Raw genomic sequence first — 21,463 nt, 5'->3', positions numbered from 1 at the left:
TCTCCTTGAAAAAAAGGTCAATTTGGCTGCGGCAGTCGGCCGCTTGGGCAGTGGCGCCCGTTGTGGATCTTCTGGTCTGGCGGTCTTACAGCGATGCGTCGCGGCGTTTGGCGGCCACACCCGCCAGCGCGGTCTGGTAGATCGCGTCCAGATCGCCGGTGCCATCCACCGTCATCAGCATGTCGCGCAGCAGGCCGTCGCTCAGCGCGTACACCCAGGCGTGCAGCGTGAGCGATTGGCCCCGGCTCCAGGCGTCTTGCACCACGGTGGTCTGGGCCACGTTCATCACCTGCTCAATGGCGTTGAGTTCGCACAGCACCTCCACCCGGTGCGCCGCCGGCGTGGCGCCCAGCAACACAGCGTGGCGGTCGCGCACGTCCTTGATGTGGCGCAACCAGTTGTCGGCCAGCCCCACGCGGGTGTCGTTCAGCGCGGCCTTTACGCCGCCGCAGCCGTAGTGGCCCACCACCATCAGGTGTTTCACCTGCAACTGGTCCACCGCAAACTGGATGGTGGACAGGCAGTTCAGATCGGTCGGCACCACCACGTTGGCCACGTTGCGGTGCACGAACACCTCGCCCGGCGCCAGGCCGGTGATCTGGTTGGCCGGCACGCGGCTGTCCGAGCACCCAATCCACATGTACTGCGGGCTCTGCTGGGCCAGCAGGTCGGTGAAAAACGTGGGCTTTTCGCGAACCATGGCCGCAGCCCATTCGCGGTTGTGGTCAAACAGGTCTTGCAGCGATGCGCTCATGAAATATCAGGTGGTGTTGAAACGGTGCCGCCATTGTGGAACAAGCCCGCGCCAGCGAAGCTGGTCAGCAGGTTTCGGCAAACAGTTCGCGGCCAATCAGCATGCGGCGGATTTCGCTCGTGCCGGCGCCAATCTCGTACAGCTTGGCGTCGCGCCACAGACGGCCCAGCGGGTACTCGTTGATGTAGCCGTTGCCGCCAAAAATCTGCACGCCCTCACCCGCCATCCAGGTGGCTTTTTCGGCCGTCCACAAAATGACGGAAGCGCAGTCTTTGCGCACCTGGCGCACGTGTTCGGTGCCCAGCAAGTCGAGGTTTTTGGCCACGGTGTAGGCAAACGAGCGGCCCGCCTGCAGCACGGTGTACATGTCGGCCACCTTGCCCTGAATGAGCTGGAACTCGCCAATGCTCTGGCCAAACTGCTTGCGGTCGTGGATGTAGGGAATCACGTTGTCCATCACCGACTGCATGATGCCCAGCGGCCCGCCGGTGAGCACGGCGCGCTCGTAGTCCAGGCCGCTCATGAGCACCTTGGCGCCCATGTTCAGGCCGCCCAGGATGTTCTCGGCTGGCACTTCCACGTTCTGGAACACCAGCTCGCCGGTGTGGCTGCCGCGCATGCCGAGTTTGTCGAGCTTTTGCGCGATGCTGAAACCGGGCATGCCTTTTTCAATCAGGAAGGCGGTGACGCCACGCGCGCCCATCTCGGGCTCGCTCTTGGCGTAGACCACCAGGGTGTCGGCGTCGGGGCCGTTGGTAATCCACATCTTGTTGCCGTTGAGCAGGTAGTAGCCTCCCTTGTCTTCGGCCTTGAGCTTCATGCTGATCACGTCGGAGCCCGCACCGGGTTCGCTCATGGCCAGCGCGCCCACATGCTCCCCGCTGATGAGCTTGGGCAGGTACTTGGCCTTTTGCTCGGGCGTGCCGTTGCGGTTGATCTGGTTCACACACAGGTTGCTGTGTGCACCGTAGCTCAGGCCCACCGAAGCGCTGGCACGGCTGATCTCTTCCATGGCAATCATGTGCGCCAGGTAGCCCATGCCGGCGCCGCCGTCGGCTTCGGGCACAGTGATACCCAGCACGCCCAGGTCGCCCATCTTGCGCCACAGGTCCATGGGGAACTGATCGTTGCGGTCGATTTCGGTGGCACGCGGTGCGATCTCGGCTTGCGCGAAATCGCGCACCGCGTCGCGCAGCGCGTCGATGTCTTCACCAAGCTGAAAATTGAGGCCGGGCAGGTTGTTCATGGGGTGTTTCCTGAAGGGTTTGGGATATGGGCGCCCTCAACAAGAGCGCACGCGAGAAAAATCAATACGTCTTGGGCACCGGCACCAGCGTCTGCTGCATCACCGCGCAATCTGTGCGCTTGCCGTCGGCGGCCACATGCACCACGTCGGCCATGGTGACGATGATGCGCTTGCCGCCCTTGAGCACGCGCCCGGTGGCCTGCAGCTCACCACCTTGAAAAGCCGCGAGGAAGTTGATCTTGTATTCCACCGTGGTCACCTCCATGCCCTCGGGTGCCACCGTCAAGCCGGCATAACCGCCCGCAATATCGGCCAGCGCGCCCATGGCACCGCCATGAAAACCGCCTTGCTGCTGCGTCACGCGGTCCGAATACGGCAATGCCAGCGTCACCGTGCCGGGCGCCACGGCCAGCAGGCGCACGCCGAGTTGCTGCATCATGCCCTGGCGGTCCAGACTGGACTGCACGCGCTGGCGCAGGGCGGCGTGTTCGGTAGAGGCTGAGGTCATGGCTTGGTTGACGTTTACGTAAACGTCAATTATGCGCGAATCGCCGCCGGGTCGGCAAGTCGGGGCAACCCTGATGACCAGCGAGCACAGGCACGGGGCGGCCCGCCGGATATGCTTCAAGCCCCATGCCCTACACCCTGCCCGCCCCGGTCCACAGCGAACTGATCATCAAGAAGAGCCGCTTTCTGGGCTGCGTGGAATCGGTCCCGGACCGCCAGGCCGCGCTGGCCCGTGTGGCGCAATTGCGCACTGAACACCCCAGCGCCACGCATGTGTGCTGGGCGCTCATGGCGGGCGGGCATTCAGCAGCCAACGACGACGGCGAACCCGGCGGCACCGCTGGGCGCCCCATGCTGGAGGTGTTGCGCCACCAAGACCTGGAAGGCGTGCTGTCCACGGTGGTGCGCTACTACGGCGGCACGCCGCTGGGCACGGGTGGCCTGGTGCGGGCTTACACCGACAGCGTGGCGCAGGCGCTGCTGAAGGCTGAAAAAATACCGGTGGTGCGCCACCTGACGCTGCGCTGCGTGCTGCCCTACGCGCTGGAGGGCTGGCTGCGCCGCGAGCTGGACGCGCACGGCGCCAGCCTGCTGGACGTGGCCCATGGCGAGGGGGTGAGCGCCACCCTGCGCGTGCCCGAGTCACACGCTGCGGCGCTGGTGCAACGCATCAACGACGCGGGGCAAGGCAAAGTACTGTGGCTCGGTGCGCCGGAAGACGTCGACGGTTGAACGCAGACCGCAAACGGGTCAACCGGCTTTGCCCGCCTTGTCCAGTTTGGCCAGCAAAACACGCGCTTCTTTTTCGTGCACTTTCACCTCGTCCAGGTTGGCCACCAGGTCGGCCATTTGCTCTTCCAGCTGGCGCCGGTGGTCGGCCAGAATCGTCAAGAACTTGCGCAACTGCGGCCCGGTGTCGCGCGGGCTGTCGTACATCTCGATGATTTCCTTGGCCTCGCTCAGCGACAGCCCCAGGCGTTTGGCGCGCAGCGTGAGCTTGAGCCGGGTGCGGTCGCGCGCGCTGTAAACCCGGTTGCGGCCACCCGGGCCTTCGCGCTGCGGCTGCAGCAGCCCCATGTCTTCGTAAAAGCGAATGGCGCGCGTGGTCAGGTCAAACTCGCGCGCGAGGTCGCTGATGGTGAAAGTCGTCTGGGTCGCCATGGGGGCTGTTGGGGCTCGGTGGGTCGTGTCGGGTTGCAGACAGGGCGCTGGAGCACCGCTCCGTAGAATGGCCCGAATCTTGACGTTTACGTTAACGTCACTCTGAGCCATCTTACCGGAATCACCCACCCATGCAGCCAGACAAAGCGCAACTTGAAGCACGCCTGCACTACCCCCAAGGGGATGCGCTGCCAGAGCCGGGCCGTGCGCTCACCGTGGCACCCGGCGTGAAGTGGCTGCGCATGGCGCTGCCGTTTGCGCTGGACCACATCAACCTCTGGCTGCTGCGCGACACCCACGGAGGCCGCGAGGGCTGGACCGCCGTGGACTGCTGCATCGCACACGACGCCTCCAAAGCCCAGTGGGAAAGCGTGTTTGAGCACGAGCTGGAAGGCCTGCCCATTTTGCGGGTGGTGGTGACGCACATGCACCCCGACCACATTGGCCTGGCCCACTGGCTGTGCCAGCGCTGGACCACCGAGCAAGACGACTGCCGCCTCTGGATCAGCGCCACCGACCACGCCATGGCCAGCATCGGCAGCCACAGCACCACCGGTTTTGGCGGCGACGCAGCGGCCGCGTTTTTTGCCTCGCAAGGCCTGACCGACGCCGACCAACTGGCCCAGATTCGGGGCCGTGCCAGCTACTACCCCAACCTGGTTCCGGCCGTGCCCCGCCAGTACCGCCGCCTCATGGACGGCGGACAACTCAGTATTGGCGGCCACGCCTGGCACTGCATCAGCGGCTACGGCCACGCGCCCGAACACATGGCCTTGCACTGCCCAGCACTGGGCGTGCTGATCAGCGGCGACATGGTGCTGCCCCGCATTTCCACCAACGTGAGCGTGTACGACCAGGAACCCGAAGCCGACGCGCTGACCCTGTTTCTGGACTCGCTGGACAAGTACCTGCCCCTGCCCGCCCACACACTGGTGCTGCCGTCCCACGGCAAGCCGTTCACCGGCCTGCACGAACGCATCCAGCAACTGATAGACCACCACGCCGACCGCCTGGCCGAGGTGCTCGAAGCCTGCGAGGCCCAGCCCTGCAGCGCCGCCGACATCTTGCCCGTGATGTTCAAACGCCCGCTCGACCTGCACCAGACTACCTTTGCCATGGGCGAGGCGGTGGCGCATTTGCACCGGCTGTGGCACGGCGGGCAGCTGGTGCGCAGCCGGAGTGAGGACGGCGTGTTTCGATTCCGTCCAGCCTGAGCTCACTCACCCAAGGGCACGGCCGCGCGCTTGAGCGCCTGGCGGCGCTGCTGATGGTCGGGCAGGATGCTGGCCACCACGTCCCAGAACTGGGGGCTGTGGTCCATGTGGCGCAGGTGGCTGAGTTCGTGCACCACCACGTAGTCCACCATTTCCAGCTTCAAGTGAATGAGCCGCCAGTTGAGGCGGATGGTGCCGTCGGCGCTGGCGCTGCCCCAGCGGGTGCCGGCGCTGGACAGGCGCAGTTTTTCGTAGCGCACACCCAGCAGCGGCGCAAAGTGGTCCAACCGCTCGGTGAACAGGCGTTTGGCCTGGCGCATGAGCCAGGCTTGGGCGGCGTCGCGTATCTGCGCTTCGCTGGCGCTGTGGGCCAGCCCCAGGCGCAGCGTGGCCAGGGCATCGGGCGGCTCGGCGGCGGCCGCCTCCAGCACCGCGCCCACCTGGGTGAAGCCGTGCGCGGGGTCGAGCACCAGGCGCACGCGCTGGCCCAGAAAGTCCAGCTCGGCGCCGTTGGCCCACACGGTGCGCGCCTGCGCCAGCTCGCCAGCACGCTCGCGGGCGCGCTGCAGTTTTTCCAGCACCCACGCGGCCTTGGTGTGCAACAGTGCATCCACCTCGCCCACCGGCGTCCAGCGCGGTGCGCTCACACTCAGGCCATCGGGCCCGACCGACAGGCCAATGGTGCGGCGCTTGCCGCGTTTGAATTCGTAGGCCACTTCACAGCTGCCCAGCACCAGCAGGCGGTTGGCCCGGGGGTGGTGCCAGGTGCCGGGCTGAAACACCTGGCTCAGCGGCTCGGCGGGTGGCGCGGTGGGGTCGGGCTTGGGGCACACCGCGGACGGCGTGGCCGCCACGGCTTCGCGGGTGGGCGGGGGCAGCGGGTCGGGACCGCCCAGAAAGTCCAGCGCGAGCTGCATCAGGCGCTTCATGGCACCTGGGCGCTCAGACCTTGGCGGCCTCAGCTGGGTACGCGCTCGGGTCCAGGCGCCGCATTTCGGCCTCGATCCAGGCTTCCACCTCGGCCATCAGCTCGTCGGCCTGGCGGCCGGCGCTGGGAATGGGCTTGCCAATGGAAAACTCCACCACACCCGGCTTCTTGATGAAGGCCTTGCGTGGCCAGCATTTGGCGGACGTGACCGCAATCGGAATCACCGGGGCGCCGGTGCGGATGGCCAGGCGCGTGCCGCCGGTTTTGTAGGTGCCTTGCTGGCCCCGGTCGATGCGGGTTCCCTCGGGAAACATGATGACCCAGGTGCCCCGGTCCAGCAGGCGTTGGCCTTGCTGCACCACTTTGACGAACGCGCGGGCGCCGTCGGCGCGGTCGATGTGGATCATGTCCATGCGGGCCATGGCCCAGCCAAAAAACGGCACGCGCAGCAGCTCTTTTTTGAACACATAGGCCAGCGGGTGCGGCATGAGCGCGGGCATGCAAAAGGTTTCCCAGGTGGACTGGTGCTTGACCAGCAACACGGCGGGCGCGGTGCTGCCCACCGGCAGGTTTTCATAACCAATGACTTTGTTGCGGATGCCCAGAATGACCGTACCGCCATCGACCGCCAGCTTGAGCCAGCGGGCGCACATCCAGTAGATCTGATCGGGCTTGAGAAACGGCGCCACGGCCACCACCGCCAGCGCCCACGGCACCACCGTGACCGCCATGAAAAGCAGGTGCAAAACAGAACGCAGGAAGTTGATCACGATCATGGGGAGGCCATCAATGCAAGGGGTCAATCCGTCGGCTGCGAGAGCAGCCAGTCGGCAAAAGCGGACAGATCGGCATGGACCTGGGTACCGGGCGGGAGGCTGGGGATGGACGGAACGAGGTTGGCGTCGGGTGCCAGGCCGTTGCGCGGGCGCAGCGCTTCCGACTGGCCGGTGAGCAACAGATGCGTTGGGCAACCCGCCGCCGCAGCCGCCTGCACATGGCGCACCGCGTTGCCCGCGGCTGGCACGCGGGCCAGATCCACGCCGAAACGCGCCCCGATTTGCACAAACAGCCCCGGCGCGGGCTTGCGGCAAGCGCAGGCGTCTTCAGGCGCGTGCGGGCAGAAAAACACCGCCTCCACGCGGGCACCGGCTACGGCCAGCTGGCGGTGCATTTTGGTGTGGATGGCGTTGAGCGAAGCCATGTCAAACAGGCCCCGGCCAATGCCGCTCTGGTTGGTGGCCAACACCACGCGCCAGCCGCCCTGGTTGAGCCGCGCCACCGCCTCCAGCGCCCCGGGCAGTGCTTCCCACTCGTCGGGCGAAGCCACGTAGTCGTCGCGGTTGCGGTTGAGCGTGCCGTCGCGGTCGAGGATGAGCAGTTTCATACGGTGCTCCTTCAGGGGGACGTGGCGGTACGCCCGCCGGTCAGGCGGCGAGACGCGACAAGTCGGCCACGCGGTTCATGGCTTCGTGCAGGTTTTTCAGCAGGCCCAGGCGGTTGGCCTTCAGGGCCGCGTCTTCCGCGTTGACCATGACACCGTCAAAGAACGCATCCACCGGCACGCGCAGGGCGGCCAGCGTCATGAGCGAAGCGGTGTAGTCGCCGTTGGCGAACTCGGCGTCGGCGGCGGGCACGGTGGCCTGCATGGCGGCAAACAGGCCTTGCTCAGCGGCCTCGACCAGCAGGCTTTCTTGCACCGCAGCGCCCTCGCCTTCGGACTTTTTCAGGATGTTGCCGATGCGCTTGTTGGCCGCCGCCAGCGCGGCTGCAGCAGGCAGCGCCGCGAAAGCGCGCACGGCCTGCAGGCGCTGGCCCACGTCGGCCAGGCGCTGCGGGCGCAGAGCCAGCACGGCGTCCACTTCCTGCGCGCTGTAGCCTTGCTCGCGCAGGCTGCCGGCGAGGCGGTCGTAGATGAAATCGGTCAGCGCAGACGTAGCGTCGGTGATCTTGTTGCCAAACGCAGGCACCGCGCTGGCCACCAGCGCGCCCAGGCTCAACGGCAGGTCTTTCTCGACCAACATACGGATCACACCCAGCGCATGGCGGCGCAGCGCAAACGGGTCCTTGTCGCCCGTGGGCAGGTTGCCAATACCAAACATGCCCACCAGGGTTTCCAGCTTGTCGGCCAGTGCCACCACCACGCCAGTCATGTTGCGCGGCAGTTCGTCGCCGGCGAAACGCGGTTTGTAGTGGTCTTCAATGGCGAAGGCAATGTCTTCGCCCAGGCCGTCGTGGCGGGCGTAGTAGCCACCCATGATGCCCTGCAGCTCGGGGAACTCGCCCACCATGTCGGTCAACAGGTCGGTCTTGGCGAGGTTGGCTGCGGCATCGGCGCTGTGGGCCAGCGCATCGCCGCCCAGCTGCTGGCCGATGGCGCGGGCAATGGCGCGCACGCGCTCCACCCGTTCGCCCTGCGTGCCCAGCTTGTTGTGATACACCACCTTGCCCAGGCCTTCCACGCGCGAAGCCAGCGTCTTCTTGCGGTCCTGGTCAAAGAAAAACTTGGCGTCGGCCAGGCGCGGGCGCACCACGCGTTCGTTGCCGCCAATCACGGCGCTGGCGTCGTCGGGGCTGATGTTGCTGACCACCAGAAACTGGTTGGTCAGCTTGCCTTGGGTGTCCACCAGCGGAAAGTACTTCTGGTTGGCCTTCATGGTCAGGATCAGGCACTCTTGCGGCACGTCCAGAAACTGTGCATCAAAGCCGCAGGTGAGCACGTTGGGCCGCTCCACCAGGGCGGTCACTTCGTCCAGCAGGGCTTCGTCCATGAGCACTTCAAAGCCCGGGCCCAGGCGCTCGGCGGCTTGGGCCAGCTGCTGCACGATGGCGAAGCGGCGGTCGTTGAAACTGGCCAGCACCGCGCCGTCGCGCAGCAGGGTTTCGGCGTAGTGGTCGGCGTCGACCAGCACCACGGGGTCCACCGCGGCTTCAAAGCGGTGGCCGTGCGTGGTGTTGCCGGCGGTGAGCCCCAGCGCTTTCACCGGCACCACGGTGCTGCCGTGCAGCGCCACCAGGCCGTGGGCGGGGCGCACAAAGTGCACGCTGCTCCAGCCCGGCAGCTCGCAGTCGCTTTCCAGCTGGTAGCTCATCACCTTCGGAATGGGCAGCTTGGCCAGCGCTTCATCCAGCGCTTTTTGCAGGCCGGTGTCCAGCGTGGCGCCGGTCACAAGGCTGTCGTAAAACAGCGCGGCGGCCTTGCCTTCGCCTTCGCGCTTGAGCGCGGCCAAGGCGGCGGCCGGGTCGGACACGTCGGCCCCCAGCGCGGCCAGCTTTTTCAGCAGTGCGGGTGTGGCGTTGCCGCTGGCGTCCAGGCCCACGGCCGCAGGCATCAGCTTTTGCTGCACGGCCTTGTCTTCGGCTTTGAGCCACACATGGGTGACGTGCGCGGCCAGGCGGCGCGGTGAGGCGAACGCGGTTACGGCCGAATCGGCGCCGGCCAGGCCTTGGGCCTTGAGCTGGTCAAACAGAACACCGGCAAAGGCGTCGCCCAGCTTCTTGAGCGCCTTGGGCGGCAACTCTTCCACAAAAAGTTCTACGAGCAGGTTTTGGGTGGTCATCTTGGGGTTCTCCAGCGCTCAGGCGGCTTTCTTCGGCATTTGCTCCACCCAGGCGCGCGGCGCCATGGGGAAGCCCAGCCGCTCGCGGCTCTCGTAATAGCTTTGCGCCACGCCACGCGCCAGGTTGCGGATGCGGCCAATGTAAGCGGCGCGCTCGGTCACGCTGATGGCGCCGCGGGCGTCCAGCAGGTTGAAGCTGTGCGCGCACTTGAGCACCTGCTCGTAGGCGGGCAAGGCGAGCTGCTGCTCCATCAGGTGCTTGGCCTGCTTTTCATGGGCGGTGAAGGCGGTGAACAAAAAGTCGGCGTCGGCGTGTTCAAAGTTGTAGGCCGACTGCTCTTTTTCGTTTTGCAGGTACACGTCGCCGTAGCTCAGCACCGTGCCGTCGGCGGCTTTCGTCCAGACCAGGTCGTACACGTTGTCCACGCCCTGCAAGTACATGGCCAGGCGCTCCAGGCCGTAAGTGATCTCGCCGGTGATGGGCCGGCAGTCGATGCCGCCCACCTGCTGGAAGTAGGTGAACTGGGTCACTTCCATGCCGTTGAGCCAGACTTCCCAGCCCAGGCCCCAGGCGCCGAGCGTGGGGTTTTCCCAGTCGTCTTCCACAAAGCGGATGTCGTTCTTTTTCAAGTCGAAGCCCAGCGCTTGCAGCGAGCCAAGGTACAGCTCCAGGATGTTGGACGGCGCTGGCTTGAGCACCACCTGGTATTGGTAGTAGTGCTGCAAGCGGTTGGGGTTTTCGCCGTAGCGGCCGTCTTTGGGGCGGCGGCTGGGCTGCACATAGGCGGCTTTCCAGGGCTCGGGGCCGAGGGCGCGCAAGAAAGTGGCGGTGTGGCTGGTGCCCGCGCCCACTTCCATGTCGTAGGGCTGCAGCAGTGCGCAGCCCTGGGCGTCCCAGTAGGACTGCAGTTTCAAAATGATTTGCTGGAAGGTCAACATGCGCGTGGGGCCAGGGCGTTGCCCGGGCTGAAGTGGTCTTGGTGTGGAGACAGCGGGCCCGGCCGGGCCTGCTGCACAGAACGCTGATTTTACGGGGCCGCCGGCCCGGCCAAATGGCGCGCGCTCAGCCCCGCCGCAGACGCGTGCGCTGGCGGCGGGCGCCGGCAAACACCAGCACCACGGCCAGGCACGCTACCCACAGCGGCCACAGGCCCCACTGGGCGGCCCAGCGGGCGTAGGGTGTGGTGCCGCTGCGGCCGTGCACCGTGGCTTCGAGGCGGTCGCGCGTCAGCCGGGGCAACTGGTGGGTCACCACGCCGCGGTGGTCGATCACGGCGGTGGCGCCCGTGTTGGTGGCGCGCAGCATGGGCCGACCCAACTCCAGGGCGCGCAGCCGCGAAATGTGCAGGTGCTGGTCAATGGCCACCGTGTCGCCAAACCAGGCGATGTTGCTCAGGTTGACGAGCACCGTGGGAGCCTGGGCCGGGTCGCGGAACGACGCGGCCAGCTCTTCACCAAACAGGTCCTCGTAACAAATATTGGGAGCCAGGCGCTGCCCATCCACCGCCCAGGGCGCCTGTGCCAGCGTGCCCCGGCTGAAGTCGCCCAGCGGAATGTGCATGAGGTCAATAAACCAGCGAAACAGCGGCGGAATGAACTCGCCAAACGGCACCAGGTGGTGCTTGTCGTAGCGGTAAAAACCATCCGTCGCCAGGCTCAACGGGGCTTGTGGGTCGGTGGCGCGGGCCAGTTGGTCGCGCGCTACGGCCGCCGACGCCGGCGACAAGCCCCAGGCCGAGTTGGTGTAGCCCTGCGAAAAACTCCCCAGCGGCAAGCCCAGCAGCACCTGCACCGGCGAAGCCACGCCGGGCTGCGCCAACCCGCCCAGCAGCGGCTGCCAAAACTCGGGGCCAAGTTGCTGCGGCAACAAGGGCAGCGCGGTTTCGGGGGCCACCACCAGTTGCGGGGCATCGGCTGCGCCGGCCTTGGCCGCCGCCACCGCGGCACCCATTTGCTGCGGGTACCAGGCCAGCGCTTGCGCCACCCCGGTGCCCGTTTCAAATTTTTCGTCTTGCGCCACGTTGCCCTGCAGCAGCCACACCCGCAGCGTGCCGGCGCTGGCGGTATCGCGCTGCCCATGGGCCCGCCAGGCTTCGCCCCCGCCCAGCACGCTCCACACCAGCGCCAGCAGCAGCACGGCCGCCGGGGCAGCGCGCCCCACGCGGGCCCACTGAAAAGCGGTTTGCGTAGCCACCAGTGGCGGCACACCCGAACGGTGCACCGCACGGCGGGTCGGCTTCAGCAACCAGTCGCCCAGAGCCGCCCAAGCCCCAGACGCCACCGAAGCCAGCGCGTAGGCCAGCACAGCCGCCAACCACCCCATGCCGTAAACGCCCACCAGCGGAGCCCAGGCAGCCATCTGGTCAACCTGCGCGTAACCGCCTGCGCCCCAGGGGAACCCCGTGAGCCAGCGGCCACGGGCGAGCTCAGCCAGCGTCCAGACGGCGGCAAACAACAGCGCCTGCGCGCCGCGAGACAACGGTGCCCAGCGGTACAAGAGCGCAGCAGCCACCGCGTAATACAGCGCCAGAGCCCCCGCCAACGCGAGCACGGCCAGCGCAGCCAGCCAGGCCGAGAGCCCACCGTAGGTGTGCATGGACACAAACAGCCACCAGAAAGTGCCCACCAGCCAGGCGGTGGCAAACAGCCAGCCCCGCCAGGCTGCACTGCCCAGGCGAGCGCTGTGCTGCAAGGCCAGCACCAGCATGGCCAGCGAAGCAATTTGCAACCAGCCGCTGGGCTGGCCGGTTGTGGTGCCGGGCAGGCTCCAGCCCTGAAAGGGCCAGGCCAGCGCAGCCGCCTGCAGGCCACCAGCCACCAGACACAGCAGCGCCCACACAACACCGCCGCTGCGCGCGCGCCGCCCGGGCGGGCGCCGGCTCATCGGCTCAAAACTCGAAGGGTTGTGCAGCGATCCGAACAGGCTGCGCATGGGCGGGCAGACGGTCGTGGTCAGGCTTCTGCCGAGACCGGCATGACCTTGAACCACTTCACCGCGCCGCCTTTGGTGTGCAACACCACAAAGCGCAGGCCATCGAGCTCGTGCACCTCGCCGCGCTTGGGCACATGGCCCATGGCGTGGGCGATCATGCCGCCGATGGTGTCAAAGTCTTCTTCGGGCAGCTTCAGGCCAAACGACTCGTTGATGCGCTCAATGGGCGTGTCGCCACTGACGCGCCAGGTGCTGTCGGCCAGGGAAAAAATATCGCCCTCGTCTTCCACCACATCGAACTCGTCTTCAATTTCGCCGACGATTTCTTCCAGCACGTCTTCGATGGTGATGAGGCCCGCCACACGGCCAAACTCGTCGATGACGATGGCCAGGTGGTTGCGGTTGCCACGGAATTCGCGCAGCAGGTCGTTGAGACCCTTGGTTTCGGGCACAAAGGTGGCCGGGCGCAACAGGGCGCGGATGTTCAGCTCGGGCGCACGCTGCAGCTTGAGCAGGTCTTTGGCCAGCAAAATGCCAATGATGTTTTCCCGCTCGCCCTCAAACACCGGGAAGCGCGAGTGCGCGGTGTCGATCACGATATGCAGGAGTTCGTCGTAGGGCGCCTCGATGTTGAGCACATCCATGCGCGGGGTGGCCACCATCACGTCGCCGGCCGTCATGTCGGCCATGCGGATCACGCCTTCGAGCATGACCCGCGATTCGGCGTTGATGATGTCGTTGTCCTCGGCCTCGGCGAGGGTTTCGATCAGCTCGTCCTTGGAGTCCGGCCCGGGATGGATGAATTCCGCGAGCTTTTGAAGGAAACCACGTTTGTCGACATGCCGCAGGCTGTGCTGCGGCCCACTACTGGGAGGGGATTCGGCCACTGAAGGGTATGAGAGTGTTAAGACAGGGCGCAAGGATACCGCAAGGCCCCGGCTTCATGCAAAACGCAGAGGTCCAGCGATCGGGCTCCCCGCTCAAGCTATCAGCCTCGGTAGCGTTCGCGCGCGTCGCGCACGCCCTGCCGAATGCCCTGCAGCAAACCGAGCGCCGACCAGAACTGCTTTGCCTGCGCTTTGAGGTGGTAGTCCCCCAGTGCCACGTGCTCGTTGAGCAGCTCGGTCACCCGCGAATCGAAGTCGGCCGGTGGGAGCCGCAAGTGGGCTTCGCTTTCGCTGCCGTCGCGCTCGATCACCGCACCGGCGTTGCGGGCAATTTTGAGCATGGCGGTGTTTTCGGACAGCGCGTGCACAAACAACAGGCTCACACCCTCGTTGCGGGCGTGCATCACGGCCCGCTCAAACAAGCGGCTACCGTAGCCGCGCCCACGGGCGCTCTTGGCCACCGACACGCCAAACTCGGCGCAGCTGATGCACTTCGGGTCGGCCGAAAAGGCCAGGTGCGCCATGGCAATCAGTTCAAGCTTGCGGTTGAAAATGCCAAACAGCTCGTCCCGGTCAAAATTCAGCTGGTTCACGTAGCGGTGAATCTGCTCGTCGTTGGCGGCGTAGCCAAAGCGCAGGTAGCGGTCTTGTGGCTCCAGCGCCAGCAGGTGGGCCGCAATGCGCTCCCGCTGAGCAGGGCCTATGGACCGGATGGGCACCCCCGCCGATGTGGCGGCCCCCGCGGCACGCGGAGACGGATCGTTGGCGGGTGCTGCGGCAGGCGGTGCGGCCAGCACCTCTGCCTCTGACGCCGTCTTGAACCAGGGGGTTGAATTGAACATGACCTGAAATATAAGGGTTTTCCCTATATCGACAAGGTCCAGCCTCTCTAAACCCGGACAAACCCGACGGGCGGGTGACTGATGACCGCTGGATGCGGCTTACAGCGGCAAAGCGGTGGTGCTTTTCACGCGGTCCATCACAAAACTGGTTTTGCAGTCCTGCACGCTGGGGTGTTTGAGCAAGGTGTCCATCATGAAACGCGAATAAGCGGCCATGTCGGCCACCACCAGGCGCAGCTGAAAGTCCATTTCACCGGTGAGTGCGGCGCACTCCACCACCTCGTGCCAACCCATCACACTGGCGCGAAACTGGTCCATGGGGTTGCGTTTGGCGCTCTCGGCGTGTTTCTCCAGCCGCACGTTCACATAGGCGGTGAGCCCCAGCCCCACGGCTTCGGGCTTCACCAAGGCCACATAACGGTCGATCACGCCACTGTCTTCGAGGCGCTTCACGCGGCGCAGCACGGCGCTGGGCGACAGGCCCACCACCTCGGCAATCTGGTCGTAGGTGGCCCGGCCGTCGGCCTGCAGGCTGCGCAAAATGTGGCGGTCGAGCTTGTCCAGTGCTTGCATCAACCGCATTTTGCCGGTTTCCTGCATTTGGAGCAAAAGAAGCGCCTCCATACGCTGGAATCTTGATGCCCTGCGCCGATACAGTGGCGGATCACCTTGATTCATAACGGAGACACGCATGAACGCAGCCTTGCCCGCAGCCGCCACCCCAACCGACACCCCCGCCACGGAATGGGCCAACCCCATGGGCACCGACGGTTTCGAGTTCATCGAATACGCCGCGCCCGACCCGGTGGCCATGGGCGCGCTGTTTGAACGCATGGGCTTCAAGCCGATTGCCAAACACCGCCACAAGGCGGTGACGCTGTACCGCCAAGGCGGCATCAACTTCATCATCAACGCCGAACCCGACAGCTTTGCGCAGCGCTTTGCCCGTTTGCACGGCCCCAGCGTGTGTGCCATTGCGTTTCGCGTGCAAGACGCCAAGGCGGCTTACGAGCGCGCGATTTCGCTGGGCGCCTGGGGCTACGCCCACACCGCCGGCCCCGGCGAGCTGAACATCCCGGCCATCAAGGGCATTGGCGACTCGATCATCTACTTCATTGACCGCTGGCGCGGCAAGAACGGCGCGCAAGACGGCGACATCGGCAACATCGGCTTCTTTGACGTGGATTTCGAACCGCTACCGGGTGCCGAACTGAACCCGGTGGGCCACGGCCTGACCTACATCGACCACCTGACGCACAACGTGCACCGCGGCCGCATGGACGAATGGGCCGGTTTTTATGAGCGCCTGTTCAACTTCCGCGAGGTGCGCTATTTCGACATCGAAGGCCAAGCCACCGGTGTCAAAAGCAAGGCCATGACCAGCCCCTGCGGCAAGATCCGCATCCCGATCAACGAGGAGGGCAATGAAAAGTCGGGCCAGATCCAGGAGTATCTGGACCGCTACCACGGCGAAGGCATCCAGCACATCGCCATGGGTTCCAACGACCTGTATGCCACGGTGGATGCGCTGGAGCTCAGCGGCGTGAAGCTGCTCAACACCGGCGACACCTATTACGAGTTGCTGGACAAGCGCATTCCCGGGCACGGCGAAAACGTGGCTGCGCTGCAGCAGCGCAACATCTTGGTGGACGGGGTGCCGGGTGAGCTGCTGCTGCAGATCTTCAGCGAAAACCAGCTGGGCCCAATCTTCTTTGAGTTCATTCAACGCAAAGGCAACCAGGGGTTTGGTGAGGGCAACTTCAAGGCCCTGTTTGAGAGCATCGAGCTGGACCAGATGCGCCGCGGCGTGCTGAAAGGTTGACCTTCGAGAAAGGGCGCATGGCCGCGTTGCGGCTGTTGGCCGTGGCGCTGCCACGGTCTGCACAGCCACGCCTTGCCCTGCACCCTTTTCGAAGGTCTTGTGTGGCACCCCGCTTGAATACCTGGAGACTCTGATGGCTTTTGAACCTGTGGTGTACGGCGCCAGCGACCGGCCCCCGCGCGGCGACTACGCGCGCGCCAGCGACGACTACACCTGCGCGCAAAACTGGGCGGCCTACACCGAGGCTGACCACGACACCTACCGTCGGCTCTTTGCCCGGCAGAGCGCGCTGCTGCCGGGCCTGGCCTGCGATGCGTTCATCGAGGCCCTGCCCTCGCTGGGTGCCAGCGACCAGATTCCGCGCTTTGAAGACATCAACGCGCGCCTGAAGCCAGCCACCGGCTGGGAGCTGGTAGCGGTACCGGGGCTGATCCCGGAGCGGCCGTTTTTCCAGCTCCTGGCAGACCGGCGCTTTCCCGTCACCGACTGGATTCGCCAGCCCGAAGAGTTCGACTACATCGTCGAACCGGACGTGTTCCACGACCTGTTTGGCCACGTGCCGCTGCTGTTCAACCCGGTGTTTGCCGACTATGTGCAGCGCTACGGTGCCGGCGGATTGAAGGCGCACGACCTGGGCGCGGGCGAGCTGTTGTCGCGCTTGTACTGGTACACAATTGAGTTCGGCCTGATTCAGCAAGCCGAGGGGCTGCGGGCTTACGGGGCCGGCATTTTGAGTTCCAGCGGCGAGTTGCGGCACAGCGTCACCAGTGCGCAACCTCAGCGCCTGGCGCTGGATCTGCTGCGCTGCATGCGCACGCGCTACAAAATTGACGACTACCAAGCCACCTACTTTGTAATCGACAGCTTTGACCAGCTGTTTGATCTGACGGCGCCCGACTTTGCGCCGCTCTACGAGGCCGTTGCTGCGCAAGGCGAGCTGGCGCCCGACGCCAGCACGGCCAGCGACTCGCGCATCACCCTGGGGTGAAACGCCATGGCCACATGCGCCGCGCCCGGTACCAGCCGGTTGTCGGCGCCGGGCAAGGTGGCGGTGGATGCGGGAAACACGATGTTGTCCGTGTTGGAATACCAGCAGATGAACTGGCGGTAAGGGGCGCCAGGCGACCGTTGCGACTCGGTGCTAGCCAGCGCCCGCAGCCAAGGGTTGTGCAGCCGCATCTGACGGCCATTGGGCAAGTGGCTGAACTGCCCCAGCCAGGTGCCGTGGTGCGGTGTGCCGATGGTCAGCACCTGTTGCACCCGCGCTGCGTTGGCAGCGTCAGCGGCCAGCCAGGCCCGCGCCGCCAAGCCGCCCATGCTGTGACACACCAGCCGGGGTGCCTGCGCGCTCAAGGCCTCTGCCCGCCGAACCGCCGCTTCAATCAAGGGCACATAGTCATCAATGCTGCCAAATACCGGCTCCAGGTTGACCGACACGTAAGGCACGCCAATTCGGCGCAGCTCGCGCATCCAGGGGTGCCAAAACCCCCGGTTGCACACAAACCCGTGCACAAACAACACGGCAGCCATTTCGCTGGCCGGCTTGTCGTCCGCAGTGGCGACCGTGTCGGGCCATTGACGCCACCGAAAGGGTTGGCGCCAGGCAAATACCCTCGGTGCCATTCGCACCTCTTGCCACCACGCGCCCACCAGATCGGTCCAACGCGGGCGTGGGGCGGGGTCGCTTTGGTGCACCCAAGCCACAGCAAACAGTTCAAGCGCGAGCACCAACGCATAGCCGCCCAGCAGCAGCCCAACCCCTGCCCAAGCCAATGCGGGCGAATGCAGCCACACAGTCACGCACCACGCGACCGCCGCCACCACCGCCATGCACACCGCCCATTGCTGCAAGCTAGCCAACCGCGAGTTCTCAAGAGACTGAAACTGTGCCATCGGCAGACTATCCCACGCTTTGCCTGGCGGGACACCTCTTGTGGCTTGTCTTGTGACCAGGCTAGAGCGCGCACACTAGGGTTGCCACAATCCTGCGGGCTGCACCGGGCTAAACTGACCTCCTTATGTCCACAGCAAGCCAAGCCGCCGATCGCATTCGCGTGCATCTGGCCCGTGTCTCGCAGCTGCGCGAACAGGCCAGCGCGGCAGGTCTTGCCCAAGCCGTGCACCAGGTCAAGCAGCTGCAGGCTGCGCGCTTTCGCGCCACTTACACCGACTTCCTGGCCGATACGCGCCATGCACCGGCAACCCGATTTTTTTTGGAAGAGCTGTACGGCGAGCACGATTTCCGGGAGCGAGACCGCCAATTTGGCCGCATCGCAAGCGCCATTGAACGCCTATTCCCGGAAGCCGTAGCCCAGCTGGCGGTGGATTTGGCCGAAACCCATGCGCTCACCGAAACGCTGGACCACCAACTGGCCAACCACTGGCTGGACCAAGACCCGGCGACACCTGCCGAGCGGCGTTACATCCAATGCTGGCGCCTCACCGGCCAGCACGCCGACCGCGATCGGCAGTTGGCCGTCGTGCTGCACATGGGCGCCGAGCTGCAGCGCCTCACCCGCATGGTTACCTTGCGGATGGCCCTGAAGATGATGCGCCGCCCGGCACAGGCCGCCGGCCTGTTCGCCCTTCAGCAGTTCCTGGAACGTGGCTTCGACGCCTTCGCCACCATGGGCGACGCCACGGGTTTTCTGACGGCGATTCAGCAACGCGAAAGGCGCTGGATCGACACCTTGTTTGACGCCGATGCCGCAACGGCATCACGACTGCTTCAAGCAGAACTCCTGCGCGCCTGAAACCGCAACTGGTGGCTGCCAAGGCCAAACTGTGCTTTCGGTGACATGGTGTTAGGGCCGTCCCTGTGCCGAATGCAACGATCACCCGCCAGAATGGTGATGTTATCAACGCACCCGCCCTGCCCTATGAACCGTCCTTGGCTAGCCCATTACCCACCCGGCGTTCCGCACACGGTAGATCCCGAGCAGTACCGATCCCTGGCGGCACTGCTTGAAGAATCGTTCAAGAAGAACGCCGCTCAACCGGTGACCGTCTGCATGGAGCAGTGGATGTCTTACGGCGAACTGGATGCGCACAGCGCCGCGCTAGGCGCCTGGCTGCAGTCCAAAGGGCTGTCGGCCGGTGCCCGGGTCGCCATCATGTTGCCCAACGTGCCGCAGTTTCTCGTCAGCATGGCGGCCATTTTGCGTGCGGGTTACACCGTGGTGAACGTCAACCCGCTGTACACGGCTCGTGAGCTGGAGCACCAGCTCAAAGACTCCGGCGCTGAAGCGATCGTTATTTTGGAGAATTTCGCCGGCACGCTCGAAGAAATCATCGTTCACACAGGGATCCAGCATGTCGTGGTGGCAAGTCTCGGCGATTTACTGGGCTTTTGGTACGGCCGATGGATCAGTTTTGCAGTGCGCCACCTGGCCAAAATGGTCCCCCCCTTCAAACTGCCGCTGAGCGGCCCGCTTGGCCCCCGTACCATCGTGGGTTTCAAGCAAGCGCTCAAAGAGGGCGGCGAGCGAGCGCTTAAACCCAGTCAGGCCGCCCTGGATTCGACAGCGTTTTTACAGTACACCGGCGGAACCACCGGCCTATCCAAAGGCGCCGTGCTCACCCACCGCAACGTCATCGCAGCAATCTTGCAAGCCGAGGCCTGGTTCAACCCAGCCCTGCAGCGTTTGGACGATCTGCGCAAGACCAACGCCATCGCGGCCCTCCCGCTGTACCACATCTTCGCGCTCACACTCAGTCTTCTGAACATGCGCTGGGGCGCCCACATGACGCTGATTCCCAATCCAAGGGACATCCCCAAACTCGTGGACACATTGAAGAAACGGCCTTTTCACATCCTCCCTGCCGTCAACACCCTGTTCAATGCGCTGCTGCAGAACCCCCAGTTCCGCCAACTTGACTTCTCATCCCTGGCTTTGTCGCAGGCTGGTGGCATGGCGGCATCCGAGGGTACGGCCCGGCAATGGCTGGCTGTCACCGGCAGCACCATGGTGGAAGGCTGGGGCATGAGCGAGACCTGCGCCATCGGCACCAACAACCCGGTCAACAACCGAGATTTCACTGGCACCATCGGATTACCCCTTCCGGGCATCGACATTGCCATCAAAGATGACCAGGGGTTGGATGTGACACTGGGCACAGCAGGGGAGATCTGTATTCGCGGTCCCAACGTCATGTCCGGTTACTTCAACCAATCCGCCGAAACGGCCCAAGCCTTCACCTCCGATGGCTACATGCGCACAGGTGATATCGGCGTGATGGATACAAACGGGTACACACGAATCGTCGACCGCAAAAAGGACATGATTCTCGTCTCCGGGTTCAATGTGTTTCCAAACGAGCTTGAGAACGTGATCTCTTTGTGCCCAGGTGTGCTCGAATGCGCGGCGATTGGCGTCGCAGACGAAACGCAGGGTGAAGCCGTCAAGGTGTTCGTTGTCCGTTCCGATCCGACCCTGCGTGAAGAGGACGTAGCCCGTTATTGCCACGACAACCTCACCGGTTACAAGCGACCCAAGCACATCGAGTTCCGCGACGAACTACCCAAGACGAACGTCGGGAAAATCTTGCGCCGAGCCCTTCGGTCAGCATCGTAATCACCAAAATATTCAACACCAACTTTCAGCGGACACATTCTTGAATAAAAGTTCACCTTCAATCCCCGAGCAACTGGCATCTGCTGGCGTTTCGGTTGTTGAGCGAGGCTGGCTGTCAGCAAACAATATCGTTGTTCAAGGCGATGGACCCACCGCCTTGGTGGACACTGGTTACTGGACGCATGCTGAGCAAACCTTGGCGTTGGTGGATCACGCATTAAGCGGCCACCCCTTGGACCTCATTCTCAATACACACTTGCACAGTGACCATTGCGGCGGAAATGCAGCGCTCCAGAAACGGTACCCGAACGCCACAACGCTTATTCCTCCAGGCCACTCTAGCCATGTCGCCGACTGGAACCCCGTTGCTTTAACCTACGAACCAACAGGGCAGCACTGCCCACAATTTAACTTCGACGCCGTGTTAACCCCAGGCACAACCATCAGGCTCGGGCCATTGGATTGGCAAATCCACGCCGCCAAGGGGCACGATCCACACTCCATCGTCCTCTTCCAAGAAGACCACAGGCTTCTCATCTCCGCAGATGCACTCTGGGAGAACGGATTCGGCGTTGTTTTCCCAGAGTTAGAAGGGATATCAGCCTTTGACGAGGTGGCTGAAACACTCAGCCTCATAGAAGAACTGAACCCGCTCACAGTCATTCCTGGACATGGCCCTATCTTTCAAGACACAAAAGAAGCATTGGAGCGAGCGCGAAACAAGCTCGATTACTTTGTTAAAAATCCTGTAAAACACCACAGACATGGTCTAAAGGTTTTGATCAAATACAAGCTGTTGGAATGGCAATCGATTGATTTCGATCAACTGGTTGATTGGAGCGCAAACACCACCTACCTGCAGGCCGCCATGCCATTCAAAGGTACAGACCGAAAATCAGACACCACCTGGCTCTTGGGCCTTCTAAGCGAACTACAGCAGAGCAAAGCGTTGACGATAGAAAACAATGTGATCCGAAATTGCTAGGGCCCGTATCTGGCATGCACACCCAAGCACAGTACCGGATACCAAACTCACGAT

The 21,463-nt window shown here is 64.3% G+C and carries 21 protein-coding genes; 7 read left to right on the top strand and 14 right to left on the bottom strand.

Annotation, left to right across the window (positions count from 1 at the left end; translation table 11 throughout):
• Positions 1-85 precede the first annotated feature (85 nt).
• The 3 genes from can to AC0GNR_RS09185 all read right to left on the bottom strand — a co-directional run bounded on the left by can (position 86) and on the right by AC0GNR_RS09185 (position 2,508).
• The gene (gene can, locus AC0GNR_RS09195; protein ID WP_472900661.1) at positions 86-754 is read right to left on the bottom strand and encodes a carbonate dehydratase; all 669 of its coding nucleotides are present in this window, start codon (positions 752-754) and stop codon (positions 86-88) included.
• Between the two features lie 64 nt (positions 755-818).
• Positions 819-2,000, bottom strand: a complete 1,182-nt coding sequence (locus AC0GNR_RS09190; protein WP_472900660.1) for an isovaleryl-CoA dehydrogenase — start codon at positions 1,998-2,000, stop codon at positions 819-821.
• A gap of 61 nt (positions 2,001-2,061) precedes the next feature.
• The gene (locus AC0GNR_RS09185; protein WP_472900659.1) at positions 2,062-2,508 is read right to left on the bottom strand and encodes a PaaI family thioesterase; all 447 of its coding nucleotides are present in this window, start codon (positions 2,506-2,508) and stop codon (positions 2,062-2,064) included.
• 125 nt (positions 2,509-2,633) lie between these two features.
• On the opposite strand from AC0GNR_RS09185, the gene AC0GNR_RS09180 reads away from it, so the two are divergent.
• Positions 2,634-3,239, top strand: coding sequence for an IMPACT family protein (locus tag AC0GNR_RS09180; RefSeq protein ID WP_472900658.1), 606 nt, complete (start codon positions 2,634-2,636; stop codon positions 3,237-3,239).
• 18 nt (positions 3,240-3,257) lie between these two features.
• Here AC0GNR_RS09180 and AC0GNR_RS09175 read toward each other — a convergent pair whose 3' ends face one another.
• Positions 3,258-3,668, bottom strand: coding sequence for a MerR family transcriptional regulator (locus AC0GNR_RS09175; RefSeq protein WP_472900657.1), 411 nt, complete (start codon positions 3,666-3,668; stop codon positions 3,258-3,260).
• 131 nt (positions 3,669-3,799) lie between these two features.
• Between AC0GNR_RS09175 and AC0GNR_RS09170 the strand changes: the two genes are divergently transcribed.
• Positions 3,800-4,882, top strand: a complete 1,083-nt coding sequence (locus tag AC0GNR_RS09170) for an MBL fold metallo-hydrolase (protein WP_472900656.1) — start codon at positions 3,800-3,802, stop codon at positions 4,880-4,882.
• A gap of 2 nt (positions 4,883-4,884) precedes the next feature.
• Here AC0GNR_RS09170 and AC0GNR_RS09165 read toward each other — a convergent pair whose 3' ends face one another.
• From AC0GNR_RS09165 to AC0GNR_RS09125, 9 genes are all read right to left on the bottom strand, one after another.
• Positions 4,885-5,811, bottom strand: a complete 927-nt coding sequence (locus AC0GNR_RS09165; RefSeq protein WP_472900655.1) for a M48 family metallopeptidase — start codon at positions 5,809-5,811, stop codon at positions 4,885-4,887.
• Positions 5,812-5,824: 13 nt separating this feature from the next.
• On the bottom strand, positions 5,825-6,586 hold the full coding sequence (locus AC0GNR_RS09160) for a lysophospholipid acyltransferase family protein (RefSeq protein WP_472900654.1): 762 nt from the start codon (positions 6,584-6,586) through the stop codon (positions 5,825-5,827).
• A gap of 23 nt (positions 6,587-6,609) precedes the next feature.
• The gene (gene gmhB / locus AC0GNR_RS09155; protein WP_472900653.1) at positions 6,610-7,194 is read right to left on the bottom strand and encodes a D-glycero-beta-D-manno-heptose 1,7-bisphosphate 7-phosphatase; all 585 of its coding nucleotides are present in this window, start codon (positions 7,192-7,194) and stop codon (positions 6,610-6,612) included.
• A 40-nt stretch (positions 7,195-7,234) separates the two neighbouring features.
• Complete coding sequence (gene glyS, locus AC0GNR_RS09150; protein ID WP_472900652.1) at positions 7,235-9,367, bottom strand: glycine--tRNA ligase subunit beta; 2,133 nt, start codon at positions 9,365-9,367, stop codon at positions 7,235-7,237.
• Positions 9,368-9,385: 18 nt separating this feature from the next.
• Positions 9,386-10,306, bottom strand: coding sequence for a glycine--tRNA ligase subunit alpha (gene glyQ / locus AC0GNR_RS09145; RefSeq protein WP_472900651.1), 921 nt, complete (start codon positions 10,304-10,306; stop codon positions 9,386-9,388).
• Between the two features lie 124 nt (positions 10,307-10,430).
• The gene (lnt, locus tag AC0GNR_RS09140; protein WP_472900650.1) at positions 10,431-12,299 is read right to left on the bottom strand and encodes an apolipoprotein N-acyltransferase; all 1,869 of its coding nucleotides are present in this window, start codon (positions 12,297-12,299) and stop codon (positions 10,431-10,433) included.
• 20 nt (positions 12,300-12,319) lie between these two features.
• Positions 12,320-13,186 carry an HlyC/CorC family transporter gene (locus AC0GNR_RS09135; RefSeq protein ID WP_472900649.1) on the bottom strand — a complete coding sequence of 289 codons (867 nt, stop codon included), beginning with the start codon at positions 13,184-13,186 and terminating at the stop codon, positions 12,320-12,322.
• A 101-nt stretch (positions 13,187-13,287) separates the two neighbouring features.
• Positions 13,288-14,028 carry a GNAT family N-acetyltransferase gene (locus AC0GNR_RS09130; protein ID WP_472900648.1) on the bottom strand — a complete coding sequence of 247 codons (741 nt, stop codon included), beginning with the start codon at positions 14,026-14,028 and terminating at the stop codon, positions 13,288-13,290.
• 99 nt (positions 14,029-14,127) lie between these two features.
• On the bottom strand, positions 14,128-14,601 hold the full coding sequence (locus tag AC0GNR_RS09125; protein ID WP_472900647.1) for an Lrp/AsnC family transcriptional regulator: 474 nt from the start codon (positions 14,599-14,601) through the stop codon (positions 14,128-14,130).
• Positions 14,602-14,719: 118 nt separating this feature from the next.
• Between AC0GNR_RS09125 and hppD the strand changes: the two genes are divergently transcribed.
• Both hppD and phhA read left to right on the top strand, forming a co-directional pair.
• Positions 14,720-15,850 carry a 4-hydroxyphenylpyruvate dioxygenase gene (gene hppD, locus AC0GNR_RS09120; protein ID WP_472900646.1) on the top strand — a complete coding sequence of 377 codons (1,131 nt, stop codon included), beginning with the start codon at positions 14,720-14,722 and terminating at the stop codon, positions 15,848-15,850.
• 133 nt (positions 15,851-15,983) lie between these two features.
• Positions 15,984-16,838 carry a phenylalanine 4-monooxygenase gene (gene phhA, locus AC0GNR_RS09115; protein ID WP_472900645.1) on the top strand — a complete coding sequence of 285 codons (855 nt, stop codon included), beginning with the start codon at positions 15,984-15,986 and terminating at the stop codon, positions 16,836-16,838.
• On the opposite strand, the gene AC0GNR_RS09110 is transcribed toward phhA, so the two are convergent.
• A complete protein-coding gene (locus AC0GNR_RS09110) occupies positions 16,760-17,743 on the bottom strand; it encodes an esterase/lipase family protein (RefSeq protein WP_472900644.1) in 984 nt (327 codons plus the stop codon). The genes phhA and AC0GNR_RS09110 overlap by 79 nt on opposite strands.
• A gap of 125 nt (positions 17,744-17,868) precedes the next feature.
• Between AC0GNR_RS09110 and AC0GNR_RS09105 the strand changes: the two genes are divergently transcribed.
• From AC0GNR_RS09105 to AC0GNR_RS09095, 3 genes are all read left to right on the top strand, one after another.
• A complete protein-coding gene (locus AC0GNR_RS09105) occupies positions 17,869-18,603 on the top strand; it encodes an FFLEELY motif protein (RefSeq protein WP_472900643.1) in 735 nt (244 codons plus the stop codon).
• A gap of 126 nt (positions 18,604-18,729) precedes the next feature.
• The gene (locus AC0GNR_RS09100; RefSeq protein ID WP_472900642.1) at positions 18,730-20,424 is read left to right on the top strand and encodes an AMP-binding protein; all 1,695 of its coding nucleotides are present in this window, start codon (positions 18,730-18,732) and stop codon (positions 20,422-20,424) included.
• Between the two features lie 40 nt (positions 20,425-20,464).
• Positions 20,465-21,409, top strand: a complete 945-nt coding sequence (locus AC0GNR_RS09095; RefSeq protein ID WP_472900641.1) for an MBL fold metallo-hydrolase — start codon at positions 20,465-20,467, stop codon at positions 21,407-21,409.
• Positions 21,410-21,463: the final 54 nt, after the last annotated feature.

Source organism: Hydrogenophaga sp. LT287, assembly GCF_055702805.1.
This window is presented reverse-complemented; position numbering and strand designations above follow the sequence as displayed.